This is a genomic window from Alloactinosynnema sp. L-07, assembly GCF_900070365.1.
Lineage (GTDB): Bacteria > Actinomycetota > Actinomycetes > Mycobacteriales > Pseudonocardiaceae > Actinokineospora.
Genome location: NZ_LN850107.1, coordinates 3,765,569 through 3,783,534, shown reverse-complemented (window position 1 = coordinate 3,783,534; position 17,966 = coordinate 3,765,569). Strand labels below are relative to the sequence as shown.

General features: G+C 69.6%; 15 protein-coding genes. 6 read left to right on the top strand and 9 right to left on the bottom strand.

Going from position 1 to position 17,966, the window contains the following annotated elements:
- Positions 1-31: 31 nt before the first annotated feature.
- On the top strand, positions 32-949 hold the full coding sequence (locus tag BN1701_RS16635; RefSeq protein WP_054049906.1) for an NAD-dependent epimerase/dehydratase family protein: 918 nt from the start codon (positions 32-34) through the stop codon (positions 947-949).
- 220 nt (positions 950-1,169) lie between these two features.
- Here the strand turns inward: BN1701_RS16635 and BN1701_RS16630 are convergent, their stop codons facing one another.
- Positions 1,170-4,721: a carboxypeptidase regulatory-like domain-containing protein gene (locus BN1701_RS16630; protein WP_157368025.1), complete on the bottom strand. Its 3,552-nt coding sequence runs from the start codon at positions 4,719-4,721 to the stop codon at positions 1,170-1,172.
- A 261-nt stretch (positions 4,722-4,982) separates the two neighbouring features.
- Between BN1701_RS16630 and BN1701_RS16625 the strand changes: the two genes are divergently transcribed.
- Both BN1701_RS16625 and cobA read left to right on the top strand, forming a co-directional pair.
- Positions 4,983-5,447: a winged helix-turn-helix domain-containing protein gene (locus BN1701_RS16625; RefSeq protein WP_231949617.1), complete on the top strand. Its 465-nt coding sequence runs from the start codon at positions 4,983-4,985 to the stop codon at positions 5,445-5,447.
- Between the two features lie 48 nt (positions 5,448-5,495).
- Complete coding sequence (gene cobA / locus BN1701_RS16620) at positions 5,496-6,713, top strand: uroporphyrinogen-III C-methyltransferase (RefSeq protein ID WP_054049898.1); 1,218 nt, start codon at positions 5,496-5,498, stop codon at positions 6,711-6,713.
- Positions 6,714-6,817: 104 nt separating this feature from the next.
- On the opposite strand, the gene BN1701_RS16615 is transcribed toward cobA, so the two are convergent.
- The 3 genes from BN1701_RS16615 to yaaA form a co-directional block, all read right to left on the bottom strand.
- Positions 6,818-8,482: a DEAD/DEAH box helicase gene (locus tag BN1701_RS16615; RefSeq protein ID WP_082859887.1), complete on the bottom strand. Its 1,665-nt coding sequence runs from the start codon at positions 8,480-8,482 to the stop codon at positions 6,818-6,820.
- Positions 8,483-8,738: 256 nt separating this feature from the next.
- Entirely contained in the window at positions 8,739-9,704 is a 966-nt protein-coding gene (locus BN1701_RS16610) for a serine protein kinase RIO (protein WP_054049896.1), read from the bottom strand.
- Between the two features lie 174 nt (positions 9,705-9,878).
- Entirely contained in the window at positions 9,879-10,619 is a 741-nt protein-coding gene (yaaA, locus tag BN1701_RS16605; RefSeq protein ID WP_054049894.1) for a peroxide stress protein YaaA, read from the bottom strand.
- A gap of 65 nt (positions 10,620-10,684) precedes the next feature.
- On the opposite strand from yaaA, the gene BN1701_RS16600 reads away from it, so the two are divergent.
- A complete protein-coding gene (locus BN1701_RS16600) occupies positions 10,685-11,635 on the top strand; it encodes a GNAT family N-acetyltransferase (protein WP_054049892.1) in 951 nt (316 codons plus the stop codon).
- On the opposite strand, the gene BN1701_RS16595 is transcribed toward BN1701_RS16600, so the two are convergent.
- Complete coding sequence (locus tag BN1701_RS16595) at positions 11,625-11,990, bottom strand: VOC family protein (RefSeq protein ID WP_054049890.1); 366 nt, start codon at positions 11,988-11,990, stop codon at positions 11,625-11,627. The two genes, BN1701_RS16600 and BN1701_RS16595, sit on opposite strands and share 11 nt — an antisense overlap.
- Before the next feature lie 121 nt (positions 11,991-12,111).
- Here BN1701_RS16595 and BN1701_RS16590 point away from each other — a divergent pair, with 121 nt between their 5' ends.
- On the top strand, positions 12,112-13,857 hold the full coding sequence (locus BN1701_RS16590) for a proline--tRNA ligase (RefSeq protein ID WP_054055910.1): 1,746 nt from the start codon (positions 12,112-12,114) through the stop codon (positions 13,855-13,857).
- A 48-nt stretch (positions 13,858-13,905) separates the two neighbouring features.
- Here BN1701_RS16590 and BN1701_RS16585 read toward each other — a convergent pair whose 3' ends face one another.
- The 3 genes from BN1701_RS16585 to BN1701_RS16575 form a co-directional block, all read right to left on the bottom strand.
- Positions 13,906-14,859 (bottom strand): hypothetical protein, encoded by a 954-nt coding sequence (locus tag BN1701_RS16585; RefSeq protein WP_054049888.1) that lies wholly within the window; start codon positions 14,857-14,859, stop codon positions 13,906-13,908.
- Positions 14,856-15,593 carry an HAD family hydrolase gene (locus BN1701_RS16580; protein ID WP_082859886.1) on the bottom strand — a complete coding sequence of 246 codons (738 nt, stop codon included), beginning with the start codon at positions 15,591-15,593 and terminating at the stop codon, positions 14,856-14,858. The genes BN1701_RS16585 and BN1701_RS16580 overlap by 4 nt, the downstream gene beginning before the upstream one ends.
- Positions 15,594-15,748: 155 nt before the next feature.
- Positions 15,749-16,456 carry a hypothetical protein gene (locus BN1701_RS16575; RefSeq protein ID WP_054049886.1) on the bottom strand — a complete coding sequence of 236 codons (708 nt, stop codon included), beginning with the start codon at positions 16,454-16,456 and terminating at the stop codon, positions 15,749-15,751.
- Positions 16,457-16,557: 101 nt separating this feature from the next.
- On the opposite strand from BN1701_RS16575, the gene BN1701_RS16570 reads away from it, so the two are divergent.
- A complete protein-coding gene (locus tag BN1701_RS16570) occupies positions 16,558-17,544 on the top strand; it encodes a hypothetical protein (protein WP_067520763.1) in 987 nt (328 codons plus the stop codon).
- Here BN1701_RS16570 and BN1701_RS16565 read toward each other — a convergent pair.
- Positions 17,541-17,951 carry a secondary thiamine-phosphate synthase enzyme YjbQ gene (locus BN1701_RS16565; RefSeq protein WP_054049884.1) on the bottom strand — a complete coding sequence of 137 codons (411 nt, stop codon included), beginning with the start codon at positions 17,949-17,951 and terminating at the stop codon, positions 17,541-17,543. The two genes, BN1701_RS16570 and BN1701_RS16565, sit on opposite strands and share 4 nt — an antisense overlap.
- Positions 17,952-17,966 lie beyond the last annotated feature (15 nt).

The window sequence follows — 17,966 nt, the reverse complement described above, 5'->3', positions numbered from 1 at the left end:
CGTTGAGCTGATCGAGGGAAAAGGGGGAGACATGGGGAATGTCTGCGTCATCGGGGGAACGCGTTTCTTCGGCAAGTTCCTGGTCCGGGAACTGATGGCGCACGGCCACCACGTGACCGTGCTGACGCGCGGACGCACGGGCGACCCGTTCGGCGAGACCGTCGACCGCCTGACAGCCGACGCCAACGACGTCGACCAACTCGGCGCCGCCGTCGCGGGCCGCGAGTTCGACACCGTGATCCATCAGATGTGCTACTCGCCGGTGGCCGCGCTGGCCGCGGCCAAGGCGTTCGACGGCCGTGTGGGCCGTCTCGTGATGACGTCCACCATCGAGGTCTATCGCGATCAGCCCGGGGTAAGCGCGTTCGCCGCGGAGGCCGAGCTGGATCCGTCGAACCTCGGCTATGACGTCTCGCTGCCCTGGCATGAGCCGAACTTCTTGGACTCCATGTACGCGGAGGGAAAGCGCCAGGCGGAGAGCGCGCTCGCCCAGGCGGCTTCGTTCCCGGTGGCGTTCGTCCGCGTCGGGCACGTGCTGGCCGAAGGGGAGTTCACCGGTCGGCTGGGCTTCCATGTGGACCGTGTGCTGGACGGCGGCCGCATCGCCGCCCACCGGTCGCCGGGGCGGTCCTCGTTCGGGTACGCACGGGAGATCGCCGCGTTCCTCGCGTGGATGGGCGGGGTGTCGCTGACCGGGCCGGTCAACGCGTGTTCGCCGGACGGGGTGAGCGTGCGGGACCTGGTGTCTGTCATCGAGGACGTGACGGGCCGGTCGGCGGTGTTCGAGGAGGTCGACGACGTCGCGGGGGACGCGGACCTCTCGCCGTTCTCGTATCCGGCCGACTTCGGCATGTCGGTGGGTTACGAGTTCTCGCCGGTAAGCGGCTGGCTGCCGGAGGTAGTGCGCCGGGAGATCGCCCTGCGGACCAAGTGGCCCAGAAACCGCTGACTCACAACACAACGCGTCACAATCGAACACCCGTTCGAGTGATGACATCGGCCGGATTCGTCTCCAACATGGACTTATGTCCACGTTGGAGCTCCACCATCGGAATCCCAGCTGGTACTGGGCCGCGGGCCTGGGCCTGCTGCTCGCCTTCGCGTTGTTGCGTAACGGAAAAGGTGGCCCCCGGAAACCGGGAGCCACCTCCTTCCCGTCTGTCAGCGGCCTACGAGGTGCGATCCGGTCGGTGCGTGACGCGCACCGCGTTCAGCACCGGGGGTTTCTTTCCCCGCAGCGCTGCCAGTTCGATCGCGATCGACCCTCCCTCCGGGACGGTCACCCAGAACTCGTGGACGTCCGCGGTGAGAGTCCCGACCCTGGCGGCGATGTCGTAGTTGGGCAACACCTTCGTCCCATTGATCGATACGTCGAACACCCGCTTGCCGACGGGCTGGAACGCGGTCAGCTCAGCGAAGTTGAGCTGGACCTGGTAGGTGCCCGCGGGGAGCAGGTCGAACCGGTAGCCGCCCGCGCTCTCCCGCTGCGACTGGAACAACGCGTCGTCATCGGTGCCCGCGATCGCCTTGCGTGTGGTCACCACCGGCCCGCCACTGAGATACCCGAAACCACCCGGCTCCCAGCGCTGGTCGTCGACCCACACGTCGGTGTTGCGGTCGGTCAGCCCGGGCCCGCCGACGTTGATTCCCTTGCGGTACTCGGGAACCACCAGTCGAACCGGCACCGTCAAGGTGGGCGTGCGGCCCGCATTGGTCGCCAAGGTCACCGTCGAGTCGTGCACCCCGGGGACCAGGCCGATCGGGTCGACCCGAACGACGAGGTTCTGGCTGGTCCCAGGCTTGACGCTCGCGGTGCCCGGCACCGCCCACAGCCACGACGCGCCGTTGGTCAGCGTGTAGTCCAGCGAAAGCTCGCTGGTGCTGCGCAGCGGCAACGTCGCGGTCCGCAGTTGGCCCGCCTCGGCGAGGAAGGTCAGCCCGGTGGTGTTCAGTTCGGCCCGAGGTGTGTCGAGGGCGATGTTGGCGGTCACATCACCATCGAGTGTGAGTGGCGCCGAACTGGTGACGTAGTTCTGCTTGGCCACCTCGAGGGTATAGTCGGCAGCCAGCAGACGCAGGCGGTACGTGCCGTCCGCCGCCGACGTGGTCCGTGCGACCTCGGTCGTGCCGTTCAACGCCCGGATGATCGCCCCGGCGACGGGCAGGGTGTCGTTGGCATCGGTGACGTTGCCCGTCAGCACACCGCTGGCAGGCGGGATGAACCGAATCGCCTGCGCGTCAGCCAGCACGGAGCTGTTCAGCGAGTACTGCAGCGCCACGGTGCCCGTCGCGTTCTCGATGCCGACGGTGGCCGAGTTTCCGGTCTCCCTCGGGTTCGCGGTGTCGAGATTGCGATAGCGGTACGAGATCTCCCCGTTCTCCGACAGGACTGTCTCGATGTCCACGCGGGTCGTTGTCGCCTGGTAGAACGTCGCGTTGCGCCACTCGATCACGAAGTCCCGATTCGGCGCGGTGCCGATGGTCTTCGTCATCACCCGGCTGGAGGCGTCGATCAGCAGGTCGTCCCAGAACGGGTACAGCGCGGCGTTCGGCGCCGTGGTTCCGGGGATCGCCGCGTTGGCGTAGGCGGTGCTGCGGGCCAGGAAGTTCACGTGGCCGTTGGTGGCCAGGTGAGCGTCACGGTAGGTGTTGCCGTAGAAGAAGAAGTCGAACGGCAGCGCCACCGAGGTCGCGGCGTCGTCGCCGGTCAGCGTGACTGGCGTATCACCCTCCACATAGGACGCGGCCTCCAGTCTGCACCGGTGGCCGAACGAGTCCGACCTGCTGGGCAGCACGAGGTCAACGGTCTCCGCGCCGTCGACCGTCAGGGCCTGGGTCCTCGGGTCCGAGCATCCACCTGCCGATGCGGTCAGCTGGTAGTCGCCGTGCGGCACATTGGAGATCGAGTACGACCCGTCAGCACCCGTGGTCACGGCCGGGATAGGCCCGGGCGCGATCCGCACGGTGGCGTTGGCCACCGCGGCTCCGGTGTCCGAGCGAACAACGCCGCTGACGGTCGCCCGGCTCTGTGCGGTCAGTGCGACATCGTGGGTTGCCGCCTGGCCATCGGTGACGGTCACCGTGCCGCTGACCCTGCCGTAGCCGAACGCGGACGCGGTCACGGTGTAGTCGCCGACGGGCAAGGTGGACGTGTAAGCCCCGGCCGCTGTCGTCAGGAGCGAACGGTTGCTGGGGCCGACCAGGTCGACCCGGGCACCCGAGATCGGCGTCCCGGTGGCCGAGTCGGTGATGGTTCCCGCGAGGGTCCCGACCGGGCCCCGCGGCGAGCGGTCCACGGCGGCGTACGCGTCGAGCTTTCCTTCGCCGAACACGTTGTTGTCGTCGGCGGTTCCTCCGCAGGTGAGGTTGTCGACGTCGACGGCCGTGTCGTTGAGGAGTTCCTCGGTGCGGGCGATGTCACCGACCAGTGTCGGTGCCGACGACCACATCAAAGCGACCGTGCCCGAGGTGTGCGGCGATGCCATCGACGTCCCACTGTTGGCGGCGTAGCCGTTTCCTGGAATCGACGAGCGCACACTCACGCCCGGCGCCGCCAGGTTCGGCTTCACGTCACCGTTCTGGCCGGGGCCCCGGCTGGAGAACGACGCGATCACGCCGTTGATGTCGAACGCGCCCGAGGAGTACGAGGCGGAATAGTCGCCGGGCGAGCCCGAGGTGTTGCAGTTAGGGCCCGCGTTGCCGTTGGAGAACGACGGGAAGATTCCCGCCGCGCGCCAGGCGTTGACGGTCGCGCTGTACCAAAGGTCCACCGCGCCGCCGTTGGAGCTGCCCCACGAGTTGTTGACCACGTGCGGGCGCAGGTCCGGACGCGGGTTGGCGTTGGTCGAGTCGGTCGGCGCCAGCATCCACTGGCCCGACGCCAGAAGCGCCGCCTCCGAGCACGAGTTGGACTCACATCCCTTGGCCGCGATCCACCGGGCGCCGGGAGCCACGCCGATCTGGTTGGCGCCGTCACCGCCGACCATCGTGCCCATGGTGTGGGTGCCGTGGCCGTTGTTGTCACACGGGGTGCCACCGGCGCAGACGCGGGACGGGTCGAACCAGTTGTAGTTGTGGTCGAACGTTCCCGCGCCGGTGTTGCCTCGGTACTTGGCCGCGAGGGCGGGGTGGTCGAACTGGACGCCGGAGTCGATGTTGCCGACCACGATGCCCTCGCCCTGCACGCCGAAGCCCGACCAGACGTCGTCGGCGTTGATGGCGGACAGACCCCACTCAACGGCGTTGACAGAGCCCTGCGGGTCCGCGGGCTGAGGGGAGGGCAGGGAGTAGGTGTGTGAGGCGAGTATTGAGGCGACCTCGGAACGGTTCGCCAGCGACTCAGCCAGAGCGGTGGTACCGCCGCGCACGTGCAGCGCGTTGGCGATGAAGAACGACTGGTAGTCGGCCCTGGCGGCCTCCAGGTCGGCGCGCGCGGCGGCTTGAACGCGGTCGGCGGTGCCGCGCAGGGCGTCCAGCACGGCTTGGCCGCGGTCGTTCCAGTCGGTGATGCGGGATGGGCCGGAGAGATCGGCCTGTTCGGTGAAGTAGACCCAGAAGTCGGCGCTGTCCTTGGCCTCCAAGGCCTCGGTGACGGACTCCTCGATCTTGCTCGTGGAGTCCGGGGCGGCGGACGCCGGGACAGTGATCATGGTGAACAGAGACAGGAAGGCGGTGATCAGGACCAGCCAGACCCGGCTAGGTCGATGACGGGGTAACAACAAGGTCGCTCCCTCCCACGCGGCACAGGGGGGACCGCGCGTGTGTGACCGCCGGTAGCCGACTGATAACCACCGGTGTATTCGACGTTTCCGCACCTTGCGTCGGACGTGAAGCGTTCTCGACGGGCGTTCTACGGTCTATTCGCGGTCGGTGACCCCCTACTGACCGCAAGATCTGTAACGAAGTCACCTCCCAGGCGAAAGTTCTTGTTAGTGAATGACGAGCCTGGGGGTGGCGTGTTCAGAGGACTCGATACTCCGATGGTGTTATGCGTCGGGACGTCAGCCGAGCAGTTGGCGGCGGTAGCCGAGGCGACCGCCGGGGGCGTGGCGGTCGTCTACCTGCCTGACGACGCCGCGCTGCGGGCGGTGATCGAGGGCGTCGGTTCGGTGGCGGTGTCCGCTCACCGGGTGATCGAGGTCGGCAAGCTGCGGCTGGACGCTGATCTTCGAGAGGCTACGTGGCATGGCGAGGTGATGACGCTGTCGTCGCGTGACTTCGATCTGCTCTACGCCTTGGCGGGCGATCCGGGGCGGGTGTGGGCGTTCAGCGAGTTGACCACGCACGTGTGGGGGCGGCCGTACGTGGGTGACACGCAGGCGGTGGTGTCTGCGGTCAAACGGTTGCGGCGGTCGTTGCGCTGCGCGGCGCCTGGGGTGCAGGTGGAGTCGGTGCGGAGTGTCGGGTACCGGGTGACGGTGGCCGAGGTGCCAATTCCGTCACACTGACGGGCGTCGATGAGTGGCGCGGGGGGCCCGACCAGGCATGCTGTCGCAATGGCAGTGGAGCAGCACTATCTGGCCGGTCTCGATCTCGCGGGTCGCCGCGTCGTCGTGGTCGGCGGTGGCACCGTGGCGCAGCGCAGGCTGCCCAGGCTGGTGGCGTCCGGTGCGCGGGTCGAGGTCGTCTCGCCCGAGGTCACCCCGTCGGTTCAGGGCATGGTGGACGCCGGTGAGGTGACCTGGCATGCCCGTCGCTACGTCGACGGCGACCTCGCCGCCGCGTGGTACGTGCTGTGCTGCACCTCCGACGGCGCGGTCAACGCGGCTGTGGCCGCCGAGGCGGAGCGGGTTCGGGTGTTCTGCGTGCGTGCCGACGCGGGTAGTGAGGGCAGTGCGGTCACACCTGCCACGGGTGAGTACGAGGGCCTGTTGGTCGGCGTGCTCGCGGGCGGTGCGCACTCTCGGTCGGCGGCGGTCCGCGACGGCCTGCTTGAGGCGCTGCGGGAGGGGCGGGTGTCCGATCAGGTGCGGTCCCCGGAGCTGCCGGGTGTCGCGTTGGTCGGTGGCGGTCCTGGCGACCCGGAGCTGATCACGGTGCGGGGGCGTCGGCTGCTGTCGCGCGCTGATGTCGTTGTCGCGGATCGGCTTGGGCCGCGTGACCTGCTTGACGAACTCGCGCCGTCGGTGACGGTGATCGACGCGGCCAAGATCCCCTATGGCCGGGCGGCCACCCAGGAGGCGATCAACGACGCGTTGATCACGCACGCCAAGGCGGGGAAGTTCGTGGTCCGGCTCAAGGGGGGCGACCCCTATCTGTTCGGGCGCGGATTCGAGGAGCTGATCGCGTGCGCCAAGGCGGGTGTCCCGGTGACTGTTGTCCCGGGGATCACGTCGGCCTTCGCTGTGCCCGCCATCGCGGATGTCCCGGTGACGCACCGGGGGGTCGCGCATGAGGTTGTGGTCGTGTCGGGGCATGTCGGTCCGGATGATCCGACCTCGCTGACCGACTGGTCCGCTCTCGCGAGTCTTAAGGGCACCATCGTCTTGATGATGGGCGTCGACAAGCTTGACCAGTTCGCCACCACCCTCATCAAGGGGGGCCGCGAGGGCTCGACCCCGGTCGCGGTGATCCAGGAGGGGACCACGCGCAACCAGCGGGTCCTGCGCTCTACGTTGGCCGAGGTCGCCGCCGACGTCGCCGCTCAAGGGATTCGGCCGCCTGCCGTCACCATCATCGGGGCTGTCGCGGGTCTGGTTGACGAGCTGCGCTAGCCGCACAACAGCTGGAATCAACAACAGCTTCGAACAACACAGCTACAAACAACGGAGCCGCATCAGCCTGTGGCTGATGCGGCTCCGTTGGTGACTAGACCTGATTAGTCGTTGCGTCGGCGGTCGCCGCCGCGCGGGGCGGCGGTGGTGGTGGCACGGCGGGGTGCGTCGCGGAAGTCGCGGCGGGGGGCCTCGCGGCGGGAGCCTGCCGCGGCGGAGTCGCGAGGCGCGTCACGGAATTCTCCGCGGGGTGCGTCGCGGAAGTCACGGCGGGGGGCGTCGCGGCGAGGGGTCTCGGCGCGGTCCCGGAACTCGCGGCGGGGGCCCTCACGACGCGGGCCCTCACGGAAGTCGCGGCTGTCGTGGGTGTCGCGCGGGTGGTGGGCCTCACGGGCCCGTCCCTCGTGACCGTGGCTGTCGCGACCCGTGCGGCGACGGAAGTCACCGCCGCGGCGCGGGGTGTGGCCGCCGGAGGCGCGCGACGGGCGAGCCGGAGGGGCCTTCTCGATCACGGGCTCACCGGAAGGGGTACGGGCACCGGTGATGCGGATCAGGTCGGCGTCGCCGGGGCGGACCTTCGTGCTTTCCGGCTTCACCCCGGCCTTGTCGGTCATCCGGACGACGGTGCGGCGCTGGTCGTGGGTCACGACCGTCACCACGGTGCCGGACTCGCCCGCACGCGCGGTGCGGCCCGCGCGGTGCAGGTAGTCCTTCGAGTCGGCGGGCGGGTCGACGTGCACGACGAGGCTGACGCCGTCGACGTGGATGCCGCGGGCGGCGACGTCGGTGGCCACGAGGACCGGCATGTCGCCGTCGCGGAACTGGCTGAGCACGCGGTTGCGCGCGCCCTGCGTCTTGCCGCCGTGCAGCGCACCCGCGCGGACGCCGACCGAGCGCAGCTTGTCGGCCAGGCGGTCGACGTGGTGCTTGGTGCGGACGAACATGATCGTCCGGCCTTCGCGGGCGGCCATCTCGGTGATGACGTCGGCCTTGTCCTGCTTGGACACCAGGAGCATATGGTGCTCCATAGTGGACACACTGGCGGTGGACACGTCGACCGAGTGGGTGACCGGGTTGTTCATGTAGCGCTTGATGAGCTGGTCGACATCACCGTCGAGGGTGGCCGAGAACAGCAGCACCTGGGCGTCAGGGTCGGTCAGGTCGAGGATCTCGCGCACCTGGGGCAGGAAGCCCATGTCGGCCATCTGGTCGGCCTCGTCGATGGCGATGTGCTGCACGTCGTGCAGCACACAGGTGCCCTGGCGGACGTGGTCGGACAGCCGACCCGGGGTGGCGATGAGCAGGTCGACACCGCGCTTGAGGGCGTCGGCCTGGCGGGGGAAGGACATGCCGCCGACGGCGGTGCGGACCCACAGGCCCAGCGACTTGCCCAGCGGGGTCAGCGCGTCGCTGACCTGCAGGGCGAGCTCACGGGTGGGAACCAGGATCAGGCCACGCGGCTTGAGCGGGCGGGCTTCGCCGCCGTCGAGCCTGCTGAGCAGGCCGAGACCGAAGGCCAGGGTCTTGCCCGAGCCGGTCTGGGCGCGGCCGAGCACGTCCTTGCCCGCGAGTGCGTCCGGGAGCGTGGCGGCCTGGATGGGGAAGGGCTGTTCGATGCCCGCGTCGATCAGCGCCCGCAGCAGCGGCTTCGGCAGACCGAGATCGGCGAAGGTCACCGATCCGTCATCAAAGCGGCCCTTGCCGCTCTGGCGGTGCCGCGGCTTGCGGTCGTCATCATGATCGTTCGTGGGCAGGGCAGAGTTCTGCACGGGGTCCTCTCCGGACGTGGCACGTCTCGGGAGGCTCCGCCCTCTTCTCAAGGAGGCCGGCAGGCTTTCACACGGACGAGCCCGGCACGTATTTCGTGCCGATAGTGGGTATGTCATCGCTGGCCATCCGGTGTCGATCGACGCCGGGCGGGGAGCGACGTACATGTGTCGCTCACGATGCGTGTCCATGCTACCTGACGTCCGGTAGCCGGTTTGCACCACGGGACCGACATCACGTTCGCCGCTCCCCGCCAGTTCAGTCGAGACCAGCTGTGACCAGCAGTTTCTCGGTCAGCGTCGCCGGGTCGGCGACGTCTTCCGGCAGCCCGCGCGAGCGGAACCAGCCCGCGATGTTGGCTACGTCACGGGCCAGGAACTCCGGCCCGCCCGGGTTGGCCACCAGGTCCACGACCTGCGGAAGGTCGATCAGCATGAGGTGGCCGTCGTGGACGAGGATGTTGTAGGCCGAGAGGTCGCCGTGGGTGAGCCCCTCGACCGCGAACAGCTCCAGCCCGCCGACGAGCTGCTCCCACAGCTCGCGCAGCGTGTCCGGATCCGGTCGCAGCTGGGCCAGCCGCGGCGCGCCGTGGCCCGCTTCGTCCTGGAGGAACTCCAGCAGCAGCTCGGTTCCGTCGCGCTGCGCCGGATACGGCACGGGCGCCCCGATCGACCACAGCCGGGACAGCGCGGAGAACTCCGCGACCGCCCATTGCTCGGCGATCAGGTTGCGGCCGAACGAAGTCCGGTTGGTGATGGCGCGCATCTCGCGGGACTTGCGCAGCCGCCTGCCTTCGAGATAGCCCGCGTCGCGGTGGAACATCCGGTGTTCACCGCTGCGGTAGCGCTTGGCCGCGAGCAGGCAGCTCGGGCCGTCGGGCACGGCGCGCTCGATGATGAATACATCGGCCTCTTTGCCGGTCTTGAGTACGCCAAGCTCGGTGTCGGCCGCGGCGAGGTCGGTGACCAGCCAGTCGGGCCGCGGGTGCGGGCCCTGTTCACTGTCGGCCCAGGTCGACCAGCGGGCGGCGCCGTCGGGCAGTTCCTGTTCGGCGGTGTAGGCGTCATCGCGGACCCTGGCCAGGCGGGCCTTCTCGGCCTCGGTCAGCCTGCCGGAGCGCTGGGGCTGGGGGTCGTCGTCGAAGCGCCCGCGGCGCATGCGGCCACGAGCCGGAGAGTCGAAATCGCTGAACTCGGAGTTGCGGAAGTCTTCGTGCTTGCGCACTGGTGGGTCTCCTTGACCTGGGAAGGATGCCCCACCGCGAGCGTCAGCGACGTGGGGCGAGTGGACGGGTCGGCACCGCCACAGGAACAGTCATCACCACGACGCACCTCCTCGATCCGTTCTTCGCCGGTCTGCGCACAGCGTGCCCGGCCCAGGTCAGGCCGGTCAACCGAATTAATCGACCACGAGGTCCAAGCTGAGTTTCCCGGTCGGCTCCAGCCGCATCCCGTTCGCCGCCGCGACCGAGATCAGGGTCCGCACCGACCCCGGCTCGCGCGGCGCGAGAGCCAGTGCGGCGGCGAGCTTGCCCTTGTAGGCCTTGTTGAAGTGGCTGACCGTCTTGCGGCGTCCCGCGCCGTCGTCGGTGACCACGCGCACGGTGATCGCGTGCGGGATCGCGGCGAGGTTGGCGTAGGCGCCGGACCGAAGGTCGACCACCAGATCGTCCACAGTGGACAAAGTCTTCTCCAGTTCGGGCTTCCACTGCGTACGCAGGCCGCCGAGCCCGGGCAGCACGGTGTCGCCGGAGAGGCGGTAGGCCGGTATCGGGTCGCCGGTCCGCACGACACCGAACAGGGCCGAGGCCACCGCGAGCCTGCGGTTGGCCCGGGTCCGCTGCGGCTTGGTGAACGACTTCGCGTCGAGCGCGTCGTAGAGAACCCCGGTGTAGCGCTCCAACGCGGGCCGGGTGGGGGACACCGTCAGCTCGGCGTTGCGGGCGACCTCGTCGGTCTGCCGCTCCGACAACCCGAGCGCGGCCAGGCTCGCGGGGACATCGGCGGCAAGTTCACCCAATGCGGTGACAAGGCGCTCTCGGATCGCGGTGAGTTCCGGAAACGACAGGGCGGCCAAGTCGAGCGGCGCACCCGCGCCACCCTCGGCCTTGGTCTCCGACGGGGGCAGCAGCACGAGCATGCGGTGAGCATAAGTCGTCCCGAAATTCGGTCGAGCCGACGAGCGGGCGGTCGTACCGTCGTCGCATGACGACCCTCGAATGGCGACCCCTGCGCGCGGGCGACTCGGCGGCCTGGGTGGACCTGTGCGACGCGGCTGAGGCCGTCGACAAGACCGGCGAGTTCATGGGCGATGAGGAGTTCGCGGAGGTCATGGCCGACCTCGGCCTCGTCACCGTCGCCGCGTTCGACGGCGACCAGATGGTGGCCACCGGCGTCTCCTGGTTCAAGGCGGGCCACGTCAAGGTCAACTCCGTGCAGTACGAAGCCACCGTCCGCCCGTCGCACCGCCGTCGCGGCATCGGCCGCGAGCTGCTTGACCGGCTCACCGCGGCCGCCCGCGCCCACCACGACCAGCGGTGCCCCCACCTGACGTTCGAGCCACGGTCGTCCGCCCACGAGTCCAACGAGGGCCACGCCGCGCTGCTCACCACCGCCGGCTATCAGCCGATCCGCTACTACTTCGACATGCGTGTCGACCTGGCGACCGAGCCGCACACCCTGGCCCTGCCCGACGGTCTGACCGCGCGCACGTTCGACCCGGCCGACGACGAGCACCTGCGCGTCGTCCACAACGCGTGTTTCGCCGAGCACTGGGGCTCGATCCCGTCCCAACCGGACTACTGGCGCGCGCACATGACCGGCAACCCGTCGTTCCGGCCGGAGCACACGGTGCTGCTGTTCGACGAGGACGACAAGATCGTCGCCTACGTCATGGGTTACGCCTCGCGGGCCCAGGAAGCGGGCACGGGCCAGAAGGAGCTCTGGCTGGGCCATGTCGGCACCGTCAAGCCGTGGCGTGGCAAGGGCGTCGGCACGGCGCTGCTGGCGTCGGTGCTCACCGGGGCCAAGGTGGCGGGCTTCGACCGCGCCGCACTCGCGGTCGACAGCGGCAACGCCACCGGGGCCCTCGGTGTTTACGAGCGGTGCGGGTTCCGGGTCACCGACCGCTGGACCACGTATTCGCTCAGCCGTTAGACGACCCCACGCAGAACTCGTTGCCCTCCGGGTCGGCCAGGACCGACCACGTCAGACCGGGCACCTTGTGTTCGGCCAGGACAGTCGCGCCCAGACTGACCAGGCGGTCCACTTCGGCGGTCCGGTCCTCGGTGTGGAAGTCGATGTGGGCCCGGTTCTTGCCCACGCGCGGCTCCGGCACCTTTTGCAGGCCCAGGTAGGCTGCCTCGCCTGGCTTGGAGCCCTTGGGGCCGAGGAAGATGAACTCGCCCTCGTAGTCGCTGCCGATCTCATAGTCCAATGCGGCGGTCCAGAACTTCGCGAGCGAGCGCGGGTCCGCGCAGTCGATGGTCATGCCGCCGAGTCCGATTGTCATGGCCGCAAGCTAGCCGGGGCCACCGACAATTCCGTCGACCCTAACCCGAATGCGCTGGCCAGGGCTGGGTCATTACGCTTTGCGGGCACAGTCCGTGCGGCCCCCGATGAGGAGTGTCACCGTGATCACCAGGATGTCGTCGTTGTTCCTGCGCACACTGCGCGAGGACCCGGCGGACGCCGAGGTGCCCAGCCACAAGCTGCTGGTTCGCGCCGGGTACGTCCGCCGCGTCGCACCGGGCGGGTACTCCTGGCTGCCGCTGGGCCTGCGCGTGCTGCGCAACATCGAGCGGGTGGTGCGCGAGGAGATGGACGCCATGGGCGCCCAGGAGATCCAGTTCCCCGCCCTGTTGCCGAGGGAGCCCTACGAGGCGACCAACCGGTGGACCGAGTACGGCCCGAACCTGTTCCGCCTCAAGGACCGCAAGGGTGCCGACTACTTGCTCGGCCCCACCCACGAGGAGCTGTTCACCCTCACCGTGAAGGGCGAGTACAACTCGTACAAGGACTACCCGGTCACGCTCTACCAGATCCAGACCAAGTACCGCGACGAGGCGCGTCCCCGCGCGGGCATCCTGCGCGGCCGCGAGTTCCTGATGAAGGACTCGTACTCCTTCGACCTCACCGACGACGGCCTGTCGGAGAGCTACCAGAAGCACCGCGACGCCTACATCAAGATCTTCGACCGCCTCGGCATCCAGTACGTCATCGTCGCGGCCACCTCGGGCGCGATGGGCGGCTCGGCGTCGGAGGAGTTCCTGGCCGAGGCGCCGACCGGTGAGGACACCTTCGTCCGCAGCACCGCGTCGGACTACGCGGCCAACGTCGAGGCCGTGGTCACCCAGGCCCCGCCCGCGATCGCGCTGGCGGGCCTGGCCGAGTCGCAGGTGCACCACACGCCCGAGACCCCGACCATCGAGACGCTGGTCGACTTCCTGAACAAGACCGACCTGGGTCGGACGTTCACCGCGGCCGACACGCTCAAGAACGTCCTGCTCAAGATCCGTCAGCCCGCGGGCGAGTGGGAGCTGCTGGCGGTCGGCGTGCCCGGCGACCGCGAGGTGGACTTCAAGCGCGTCGAGGCGGCGGTGAGCCCGGCGGAGGTGGCGATCCTGGAGGACGCCGACTTCGCGAAGAACCCGTTCCTGGTCAAGGGCTACATCGGCCCGAAGGCGCTGCTGGACAACGGCGTGCGCTACCTGGTCGACCCGCGCGTGGTCACCGGCACCGCCTGGGTGACCGGCGCGGACAAGGCCGATCACCACGTGGTCGACCTGGTCGCGGGCCGCGACTTCACCCCGGACGGCACGATCGAGGCCGCCGAGGTCCGCGAGGGCGACCCCGCGCCGGACGGCGAGGGCACCCTGGTCGCCGCGCGCGGCATCGAGATCGGCCACATCTTCCAGCTCGGCCGCAAGTACGCCGACGCGTTCTCGCTCGACGCGCTGGGTCCGGACTCCAAGCCGGTCCGCATCACCATGGGTTCCTATGGCATCGGCGTCTCCCGGCTGGTCGCCGTGCTGGCCGAGCAGAACCACGACGAGCTGGGCATCCTGTGGCCGCGCGGGATCGCGCCCGCTGACATCCACCTGGTCATCGCGGGCAAGGACGACACCTTGCGCGAGGGCGGCGAGAAGCTGGCCGCCGAGCTGGACGCGGCCGGGCTGTCGGTCCTGCTCGACGACCGCAACGCCTCGCCGGGCGTGAAGTTCAAGGACGCCGAGCTCATCGGGGTGCCGACGATCGTGGTGGTCGGCCGCGGACTGGCCAACGGGCTGGTCGAGGTCAAGGACCGCGCCACCGGCGAGAAGACCGAGCTGCCGGTCGACGGCATCGTCGCCCACCTCACCGCGCTGGCCAAGAGCTGAAACCGAGACCCCCGCGCGGCGACGTGCCGCGCGGGGGTCTTCTGGTCGTTACCCCTCGTATGGCCGGACGCTGGCGATGATCTTCTCCAGCACCTCGGGCGGCAGCGCGTCGGCGACGCCCTGGTCCTGGTAGCTGATCAGGACGAACGTGTCGCTCTTGACCTTGAACGCCACCGAGGTGAACAGCACCGACGGCGACGGGCACTCGCCGGGCTGGTTCACCGTCATCGTCGCGGTCGCCATCATCGCGTCGATCTTGCCCTGGCCGACCTTGGTCGGCACCGGCTCGGTCACGGCGACGGGTGCCTTCGTGTTGTCCTTGTTGATCGCGGCACCGTCGGCGAACAGCTTCGCGCCGTTCTTGGCCGCGCGGGTGACGTCGGCGTCGCCCGCGTTGACCATGCCGACGTGGCCGCGGTAGGACCCCTTGACCGCGGGGCACGCGTTGTGCCGGTAGGTCGTGACGCCGTGCATGATCGCGACGACCTTGCCGTTGTTGTCCTCGAAGCCGACGACCGTGCCCGGGGTCTCGATCTTCCAGTCAGCGGGGACGTCGTAGGCGATCTTGTCCTTGTACGACAGCACGCCCTGGAAGCCGGGGGTGACCGCGTCGACCTTGACGTCGTCGACCTCGGTCGGCGTCCTCGACGTGGTCGGCTTGGCCGTGGTCGGCTTCGGCGTCGGGCTGCTGGGCTTGCCCTTGGTCGTGGTGGGCGCCGAACTTGACGTCGGTCCGGCGGTCGGCGTCGGCGACTCGTCGTCCTTGAGGAGCAGGAACGCGGTCACGCCGCCGCCGACCAGGACCAGGACGGCGACCAGGGCCAAGATCCAGGGAGTCCGGTTGGGCTTGGGCGGCTCCGGCGGCTGGTACATGCCGAACCCCTGGTAGCCGCCGTAGGGCTGCTGCTGCTGGGGCTGGAAGTAATTGGGCCTACCGGTGATCGGGTCGACCTGGTACTGCGGCGGTGGTTCCTGCCAGTACGGACCCCCTGGGGTGCTCATGCCCCAGACGGTAGTTGGTCTCCCTGTCGCCCGAGATCGGAACCCACGCATCCGAGCAGACCGGACAGCACGGCCGGGGTGTCGGACAGGTCGTCGAGCACGAGGTGGGCTCCGGCGGCGGTCAGATCGGCGGCCGTGTGGCGCCCGGTCGCGACGCCGACGCCGACGGCGCCGTGGTGCAGCGCGGCCTCGACGTCGTGCGGGGTGTCGCCGATGACGACGACCGACCTGGGGGCGAACGTGGTGCCGTGCTTGCCACCCGCGGCGGCCATGGCGGCCGACACCAGGTCATGGCGGTGCTCGGACAGGGAGCCGTAGCCACCGATCTCGAAGTCGACGTAGTCGTGCAGGCCGAACGGGGTGAGCTTGCGGTCGGCGAGTTCGGGCAGGTTGCCCGTCACCAGCGACTGGACGACGTCCGCGCGGTTGGCGAGCGCCTCCAGAATCGCCGCGGCACCGGGCAGGGCACGACCAAGCGAGGCGAGATCGGCTTCGTCGGCGAGGCGGACGAGCTCGGCGAACATGCGCTGGATGTTGTCCTCGCTGAGCTCGGCCCCGTGCGCGGTGAGGATCTCGGCGGTGAGTGAGCGCTCGGTGCGACCGGGGAACAGGGGAACGTGTTCGATGTCGACGCCGAGGACGGCATTGACGGCTTGGCCGTACCAGAGCTTGCCGATGCCGCTGTAGTCGACGAGGGTCAGGTCGATGTCCCAGAGCACGAGGGTGTCGGTCACCCAGCCATGGTGGCACGGGGGACCGACGGGACGGCCGCCGCTTTCGACAGGCGGGATGGATCAACGGTCGCGACCACAGCGCCGACCACGCCGTTGAGCGTTCCCACGGACCTCCGGCCAAGGCTGAGGTGCTGTGGCCGAAACTGCCCGCGTAGTCAGCCCGACGGGCGCACGCTCTCCGCGATCGCGGTCACTTCCTCATAGGTGACCAGGGGCGCGCTCGGGGTCGAGCCCGTGTCGGCGTCGGCGGCCAGGACGACTACCGACGTTCCCGCCTTGGTCGTCAAAGCGACCACGACCACCGTGCCCTTGGTGCTCGCGCAGCGGTCGGCGATGTCGTCGGCGGTGACCTCGGCCGCGGCGTGGACGATCGTGCCGTTCAGGCCGTCGCGGGTGATTCGGGTGGGGTTGGAGAGGGTGACTTTGGCGGTTTGGCTGCCGTCGCTGTACTGGTCGGCGGCGACGGCCGCGGCGAGTTCGGCCGCCGAGTCGCGGGTGGTGCCGTCGGTGAGGCCGCTGCCGCTGAAGGCGCGGCCGTATTCGGCGCCCTGGCAGAGGTAGGGGCCGAAGTCGGCGAGGTGGCCGAGTTCGACTCCGCTGGATGACTCCAGTGACTCGCTGTTCTCGGCGAGGGTCCACGTCGGCGGGACCTCGTAGGTGATCGCCGCGGTGGGGTCGGTGATGACCTGCCAGCCGGGGGTGCGCGGAGCCGCTCGATCAGCCGGGCGGGTGGCGGTGGGCTGGGGGAGCGCGCTCACCGGGGTGCGCCCGTCGTCGGCGGGGGCGAGCATGGCGACCGTGGCGATGCCGCCGCCGACTACCGCGAGCGAGATCGCGCCGACGGCCGCACGCTGGAATCGCACATCGGGAACCGTAGCGCGTCGTTATTTCAACACACGTTGACTTGTTCGCCGCGACCGGCGTACCGTCCTAATTCAACACATGATGAACTTAGGAGGCGGAGATGTCCGGACCCCAACGCACTGGCGCGTTAGTCCTGGTCGTTGCCATCGCTGGGGCGATCGTCGCGGCGGTCCTGGGCGTGCTCACCTTCGGCGCACAGGCCACGGCGCGGCCTTCGGCGGTGCCGTTGGCGGTGGTCGCGCCGAAGGCGGTGGCCGATCAGTTGGTCCAGCGCGGTGGCGACGCGGTCGACTGGCATGTCGACACCGCTGAGGGCGCGCGCCGCCAGCTGGCGGACAAGCGGGTCTACGGGATCCTGGAACTCGGGCAGTCCGGCGCCAAGGTCGTCCTGTCGGGCGCGGTCAACCCGCAGGGTCAGCAGATCGCCCAGCAGGTGCTGACCGGGGTGGCCCAGGTGACGGGCGGCTCGGTGACGGTGGAGACGCTGCACCCGGCGTCCATGGCGGGTCGCACGGCTCCGCTGGCGGCCAGCGCGCTGCTGTGGATCGGGGGGCTGGTCGCGAGCATCGGCCTGGTCTTCGCCGCAGGCCGTCGCGGGCTCAGGATCCGGCCGGTGAACCGGTTGGCGCTGGTCGCGGCGGCCGGTCTGGTGGGTCCCGCGGTGGTGGTCGGACTGCTGGCGTGGTGGGACTCGTCGTTGCCGCTGACCTGGGACGTGATCGGGTTCCTGGTCCTGACGGCGGTGGCGTTCGCCTCGCTGCAAGGCGCGCTGGTGCGGTTCCTCGGGCTGCGGGCCGCGGCGATCCTCGGCCCGCTCTACCTGATCGCGCCCGCCGTGGCCGGGCAGGTGCCGGAGATGCTGAACCCGGCCTACCGCGCGCTGCTGTGGTCGTGGACGCCGTTCCGGTTCTCCACCGAGGGCCTGCGCAGCCTCCTGCAGGACACGGCGTCGGCACCGGACGTCCGGCTGGGCGTGATCGTCCTGGGCGCGGTCGCGGTGGTCTCGGTCGCGATGTTGCTGCTGCCGGAGCGGGCCAAGCCGGAGCCCGTCCCGATCGATGAACAGCCCGCGCTGGTCGCCGCCTAGGCAGGCAGGTAGCTCAGCCGTACCGTGCGCACCGGGTTGTCGATGTTGGTGTCCACCAGGCAGACCGACTGCCATGTGCCCAACGCCATGGTGCCGTTGAGCACCGGGATCGTCGCGTACGGCGGCACGAACGCGGGCAGCACGTGGTCGCGGCCGTGGCCGGGCGTGCCGTGGCGGTGCCGCCAGCGCGCGTCTCCTGGCAGGAGTTCGCGTAGCGCGGTCAGCAGGTCGGTGTCGCTGCCCGCTCCGGTCTCGATGATCGCCAGGCCCGCCGTGGCGTGCGGGACCCACACGTGCAGCAGACCGTCGGTGGCGTCCGCGTCGGCCAGGAAGCGGGCGCAGCGGTCGGTGAGGTCGACAACGGCCTCGGCCGCGCCGGTGGTGATCGAAATTTCCACACTGTGCACGCTCACCACCGTAGG

What these genes read in the sequence shown, in the direction of transcription:
- BN1701_RS16600 (WP_054049892.1), top strand. Translation starts at nt 10,685, where the DNA reads ATGACGACCCTCGAATGGCGACCCCTGCGCGCGGGCGACTCGGCGGCC.
- BN1701_RS16585 (WP_054049888.1), bottom strand. Translation starts at nt 14,859, where the DNA reads ATGAGCACCCCAGGGGGTCCGTACTGGCAGGAACCACCGCCGCAGTAC.
- yaaA (WP_054049894.1), bottom strand. Translation starts at nt 10,619, where the DNA reads ATGCTCGTGCTGCTGCCCCCGTCGGAGACCAAGGCCGAGGGTGGCGCG.
- BN1701_RS16595 (WP_054049890.1), bottom strand. Translation starts at nt 11,990, where the DNA reads ATGACAATCGGACTCGGCGGCATGACCATCGACTGCGCGGACCCGCGC.
- BN1701_RS16570 (WP_067520763.1), top strand. Translation starts at nt 16,558, where the DNA reads ATGTCCGGACCCCAACGCACTGGCGCGTTAGTCCTGGTCGTTGCCATC.
- BN1701_RS16635 (WP_054049906.1), top strand. Translation starts at nt 32, where the DNA reads ATGGGGAATGTCTGCGTCATCGGGGGAACGCGTTTCTTCGGCAAGTTC.
- cobA (WP_054049898.1), top strand. Translation starts at nt 5,496, where the DNA reads ATGGCAGTGGAGCAGCACTATCTGGCCGGTCTCGATCTCGCGGGTCGC.